Genomic DNA, 4,730 nt, shown 5'->3' on the forward strand with positions numbered 1-4,730 from the left:
GCCCAGCACCCGGTGGCGTCGCATCCTGTCACCGTCAACGTCGGATCGGTGCGGGTTGGCACGACCGGCGCTGTGGTCGTGGGCGTTGGAGCTGGCGTGGGGCTGGCGACTGTCGGGCGTGTCGGCGACACAGGCGCCACCGTGATCGGGGTCTGCATGGTCCGTTGCGACGGCGGCGGCCCGCTGGTGCCACCGCCCAGGCAAATGCGCGCCGCCCGTTCACGCATGGCCAGCAGCGCTGCGGGCGATGGGCCGGCGGCGGAGGCCGGCTGCTGGACGCTCTTCGCCGACAGGGCGGCCGATTCCTGGGCTTGCACGGCTGCCAGCGCTTGCCGGCACGCCGGGGACTGGGTGGTGTCGGCCATGGCGGGCGGTACCGGTGTCTGGGCCTGGCACCAAGGCGCAGTCAACGCCCAAGCCAGCATCAGCAGGTGGCGGTGAGTGGATCGGGGAGGGCTATGGCGATTGGGCATGGCAACGCGGGCGAGCAGATCTCGATCACGAGGCAGCAAACGATGTTCCCTCTTGGCCCCGGAAGGCCTCAGAAACGACAAAGCCGCCAGGTTCGACCCTGGCGGCTTGGCGGAGAAGAAGGTGACGAGCCTTGCCCCGGCACTGGTCACAACAGTTAGGGCTGCTTGGTTCCCCATCTGACCCGGTTGGCCGTGCTTCCATGCGAGGAGGCCCGTCACCGCAGATTGTAAGCGAGGCCCATCACCCCTTCGGGCGGCGGAGGCTTCAATCGATCGCGAGCCAGAGCAAACCGGTGGCCAGACCGAGTGCGCCGACAGGCACGCCCCAGCGTTCCAACCGCGAGACCGCTTCGCCCGCCACCACCTCCACCGGCACCGGCGTGTCTTCGAGCACGCGGTGGGTGACCGAATCTTCCAGCATGCGCGTGATCGAGTTCTTGCGCGCCGTGCCCATCACGATGTGGTGGGCGCGCAGGTGCTTGGCGGTCTGGCAGATCGCGTGGGCGCGGTCACCGATCATCCAGTGCGTCTGGTAGGGCACGCCGGTGCGGTCGAGCAACGCCTTGGCATCGGCCATTGCAGCGTCGGCCTGGGCGTGGTGCCACGCGTTGCGGTCGTGCCGGCTGAGGTAGCGCGCCACGTGGCGCGACAGCGTCGGCTGCACGTTCAACAGGTGCAGCTCCAGCTCGTGGTCACGCTGGTATTCGGCCATTGCATGGCGCACCGCGCGCAGTGCGTTGGTCGAGTTGTCGATCGGCACAAGAACTCTGAGCATCTTGGTGTCTCCTGGCAGGACGCTGGGCTGGGGCGGGCGGGTGTCGGGGGGCGTGCTGACACCGAGCGGCAACTGCGGCGCCAATTCGGCCAGCCGCGCATGGATGCGCGATTCGAGCTGGCGGTGGTTCTTTACAAAGCCGGCCCACAGCACCACCGGGATGGCCAGCCAGGCGGCCGCGTGCACGGCAGGGTTGTCATCCAGCCATGGCTTGACCAGCGGCTCGCCGGTGATCATCTTGATCGCGGTCCAGACCAGCACGCCGGCACCGAGGTAGACGACGGCCGGGTAGCGGTCGACCACCTTCAGCACCAGTGTGCTGCCCCAGACGACGATCGGCACGCTGATCAACAGCCCGGTGACGACGAGCAGGTAGCTGCCGTGTGCGGCGCCGGCCACGCCCAGCACGTTGTCCAGGCCCATCACCGCGTCGGCGATCACGATCGTGCGCATCGCGCCCCAGAAGGTGGTGGCCACGGGGCCGTGCTCGTTGCCGTCTTTTTCTTCCGGCAGCAGCAGCCGGTAGGCGATCCAGACCAGCAGCGTGCCACCCACCGCCATCAGGCCGGGGATCTGCAGCAGCCAGACCACGAGGACGGTCATCAGGCTGCGCACGCCGATGGCCCCGACAGCGCCCCAGACGATGGCGCGTTTTTGCAGGTGGGCGGGCAGGGCGCGTGCGGCCAGCGCGATGACGATGGCGTTGTCGCCGGCCAGCACGATGTCGATCACGACGATGGCCAGCAGCGCGGACAGGAATTGGGGGATGTCCATGCGCCGATGCTGCGAGCGCGCCGAGCCGTGTTCATTGCAAATCGCGATGCATTGCAAATTGCGATGGGTCGCCGCCGATCTGGCTGACCGGGGGCATGCGTGCTACAACTGGGGCGTGCCGCGCCGAAAGGCGTGGCCTGCCGCAAAGCGGGAGTAGTTCCGCGCCCGGTGCGCCGGGCGTGACGCCTCGTCGTCAATACGGGCCCTTGTCTTTGGCAAGCAGCCCCGGCGAGCGGGAGCCGGCCAACCGGTCGGCTTGAACCAGACCTTTGCCTTCCGATCGTTGGACCGAGGAATGGCAATGGACTCTTCGCAAGGTCGCGCGGTGACCGCCCCCCGTCGCTACATCCGCCACGGCATGCTGCCGCAGTTGGCCGCCTTCGAGGCGGTGGTCCGGCTGGGCAGCGCCACCCGCGCCGCCGAGGCGCTGTGCATGGCGCAGCCCACCCTGTCGGGCCATTTGCGCAAGCTCAGCGAGGCCTTGGGCGTTCGGCTGTTCGAGCTGCAAGGCAAGCGGCTGGTGCCGACCGATGCGGCGCGCGTCCTGCTGGCCAGCACTCGCGATGCGTTTGCCGCCTTCGAGCGCTGCGAGCAGGCGCTGGCGGGCATGCGGGCTTCGGGCCGGCGCGAGCAGGCGCACTGATCGATCGGCCCGTGTGGATTTCGTTACGAGTCGAGTGGCAGTCAAGGCTATGCTGCCGCCGGCGCGATATGCGCACCCCTCTCTGGAGCCTAACGAATGAAGTTCACACACACCCTGGCCGTCGCGGCCATGCTTGCAGCCGTTTCCCTGCCGTCGTTTGCTGCCCAGCCGCACATGGAACAGGCGCTGGCGTACCTCGAACAGGCTCGTGCCAGCCTGCAGCAAGCCAGTGCAGACAAGGGTGGCAATCGCGTCGACGCGATCCGCGCGGTCGACAAGGCGATCAACGAGGTCAAGCGCGGCATCGATTACGACCGCACGCACCAGAAGCCGGGCGAGCAGTTCAAGCGCTGAGCGTTCGGGCTGGCGCCGAACGAAGACGGGCGGCGACCAGCCGCCCGTGTGTTTTCAGCGCAGTTGCAGGTCGTCGTCGCCGAAGCGGATGTTCAGCGGCTCGATCAGCAACTGCTTCTCACCGGCCTCGACGCGGCCTGCAACCAGCGCATCAATGCCCTGGGCCTTGGCGATCGCGACGGTGCGATCGGCGTCTTCAGCCGCCACGAACAGTGCGAAGCCGGCGCCCATGTTGAGCGTCGAATAGGCCTCGCGGTCGTCCTGCTGCGCGTGTTGCTGGATGAACTTCAGCACCGGCGGCACGGCGGGCAGCGCATTGATGCGATAGGTCAGCGTGCTCGGGTGGCGCAGCAGCTTGCGCCAGCCGTGGCCGGTGATGTTGGCGCAGTAGTGCATCGAGATGCCCGCCTTGGCCAGCGCCTCGGTGACCGGGCTGTACAGCGAGGTCGGCGCCAGCAGTGCGTCGCCATAGCTCAGGCCCGGTGCGACTTCGGTGAGATAACCATTCGGCAGCCGCTCGACCAGCTTGCGCGCCAGGCTCAGGCCGTTGGCGTGGATGCCGCTCGAAGCCAGCATGACGATCGCATCGCCCGGCGCCAGCGCGTCGCCGACGCTCAGGCGGGTCTTCGGGTTGATGATGCCGGTGCACGACGCGGCGAGGTCGATGCGCCCACCTTCGACGATGCCGGCCAGCGCCGGCGTTTCGCCGCCGCCCCAGGCCACCTGGCACACATCGCAGGCCTTCTTCCAGCCTTCGACCAGGGCTTGTGCGCGTTGCGCGTCGCCGAACCAGTCGCTGCCGCCGGCGGCCCAGTAGGCCTGCACGACCAGTGGCGTCGCGCCGACGGTGATCAGGTCGTTGACCGCCATCGCGATGGTGTCTTGCGCGATGCCGGCGTAGTAGCTGTTGCCCGTCAGCGCCTTCATCTCGTCGGCCACCAGGGCCTTCGAGCCCAGGCATTCGACGATGCTGGCGAGGTAGAACGGGCCCACATCCACCACATAGGCCGATTCGCCGCGCGAGGCCTTCACCTCGGAGAAACCGTGCCCGGCCAGGTGGCCGGCGGTGGCCGCGGCGGCGCGCTGCGCGGCGACCTTCAGCGGGTCGATCAGGTCGTAGTTGACGCCGGCCTGTTCATAGCTCAGCGTGCCTGGGTTGGAGGGGGTGGAACTCATGGGGGCGGATTATCCGCTAGCCCGTACACCCGGCGCCGGGGTGCCGGCGCGCCTGTCAATGACCCCGCGCGAATACCCTCGATCGCCGCCGTTGGCACGGTGCTCCCCTCGTAGAATGCCTCGCATGAGCTATGTCGTCCTGGCGCGCAAATACCGTTCGCGCAACTTCGAGGAAATGGTCGGCCAGGACCACGTCGTGCGCGCGTTGACGCATGCRCTCGAGCAAGGGCGGCTGCACCACGCCTACCTGTTCACGGGCACACGCGGGATCGGCAAGACCACCGTGTCGCGCATCCTGGCCAAGTGCCTGAACTGCGTTGGGCCGGACGGCAACGGCGGCATCACCGCCAAGCCTTGCGGCGTGTGCACCACCTGCCGCGAGATCGACGCCGACCGCTACATCGATTACACCGAGCTCGATGCCGCCAGCAACCGCGGCATCGACGAAGCGCGCGACCTGATCGAACGCGCGTCGTACAAGCCCAGCGTCGGCCGCTTCAAGGTCTTCATGATCGACGAAGCGCACCAGCTGACC

4 protein-coding genes, 1 other RNA gene and 3 pseudogenes are annotated in these 4,730 nt (G+C 68.0%); 3 read left to right on the top strand and 5 right to left on the bottom strand.

The genetic code is table 11. The features are described from left to right. The 4 genes and pseudogenes from AC1DYI_RS26870 to AC1DYI_RS26885 all read right to left on the bottom strand — a co-directional run. Window positions 1–365, bottom strand: a pseudogene (locus AC1DYI_RS26870) (hypothetical protein); the annotation flags it as partial. 228 nt (window positions 366–593) lie between these two features. After that, an RNA gene (ffs, locus tag AC1DYI_RS26875) (signal recognition particle sRNA small type) lies at window positions 594–690 on the bottom strand. A 48-nt stretch (window positions 691–738) separates the two neighbouring features. Continuing rightward, the gene (locus AC1DYI_RS26880; RefSeq protein ID WP_477207189.1) at window positions 739–1,248 is read right to left on the bottom strand and encodes a universal stress protein; all 510 of its coding nucleotides are present in this window, start codon (window positions 1,246–1,248) and stop codon (window positions 739–741) included. 117 nt (window positions 1,249–1,365) lie between these two features. Further along, window positions 1,366–2,022 (bottom strand): annotated as a pseudogene (locus AC1DYI_RS26885) (TerC family protein); the annotation flags it as partial. A gap of 301 nt (window positions 2,023–2,323) precedes the next feature. Here AC1DYI_RS26885 and AC1DYI_RS26890 point away from each other — a divergent pair. Next, a complete protein-coding gene (locus tag AC1DYI_RS26890; RefSeq protein WP_477207186.1) occupies window positions 2,324–2,665 on the top strand; it encodes a LysR family transcriptional regulator in 342 nt (113 codons plus the stop codon). Between the two features lie 96 nt (window positions 2,666–2,761). Then, complete coding sequence (locus AC1DYI_RS26895; RefSeq protein WP_477207187.1) at window positions 2,762–3,019, top strand: hypothetical protein; 258 nt, start codon at window positions 2,762–2,764, stop codon at window positions 3,017–3,019. Window positions 3,020–3,073: 54 nt separating this feature from the next. On the opposite strand, the gene AC1DYI_RS26900 is transcribed toward AC1DYI_RS26895, so the two are convergent. Beyond that, window positions 3,074–4,195 (bottom strand): AIR synthase-related protein, encoded by a 1,122-nt coding sequence (locus AC1DYI_RS26900; protein ID WP_477207188.1) that lies wholly within the window; start codon window positions 4,193–4,195, stop codon window positions 3,074–3,076. Between the two features lie 124 nt (window positions 4,196–4,319). Here AC1DYI_RS26900 and AC1DYI_RS26905 point away from each other — a divergent pair. Next, window positions 4,320–4,730 (top strand): annotated as a pseudogene (locus AC1DYI_RS26905) (DNA polymerase III subunit gamma/tau); the annotation flags it as partial.

This window comes from Ideonella sp. P3_A4, from assembly GCF_056403075.1.

What these genes read in the sequence shown, in the direction of transcription:
- AC1DYI_RS26880 (WP_477207189.1), bottom strand. Translation starts at nt 1,248, where the DNA reads ATGCTCAGAGTTCTTGTGCCGATCGACAACTCGACCAACGCACTGCGC.
- AC1DYI_RS26890 (WP_477207186.1), top strand. Translation starts at nt 2,324, where the DNA reads ATGGACTCTTCGCAAGGTCGCGCGGTGACCGCCCCCCGTCGCTACATC.
- AC1DYI_RS26895 (WP_477207187.1), top strand. Translation starts at nt 2,762, where the DNA reads ATGAAGTTCACACACACCCTGGCCGTCGCGGCCATGCTTGCAGCCGTT.
- AC1DYI_RS26900 (WP_477207188.1), bottom strand. Translation starts at nt 4,195, where the DNA reads ATGAGTTCCACCCCCTCCAACCCAGGCACGCTGAGCTATGAACAGGCC.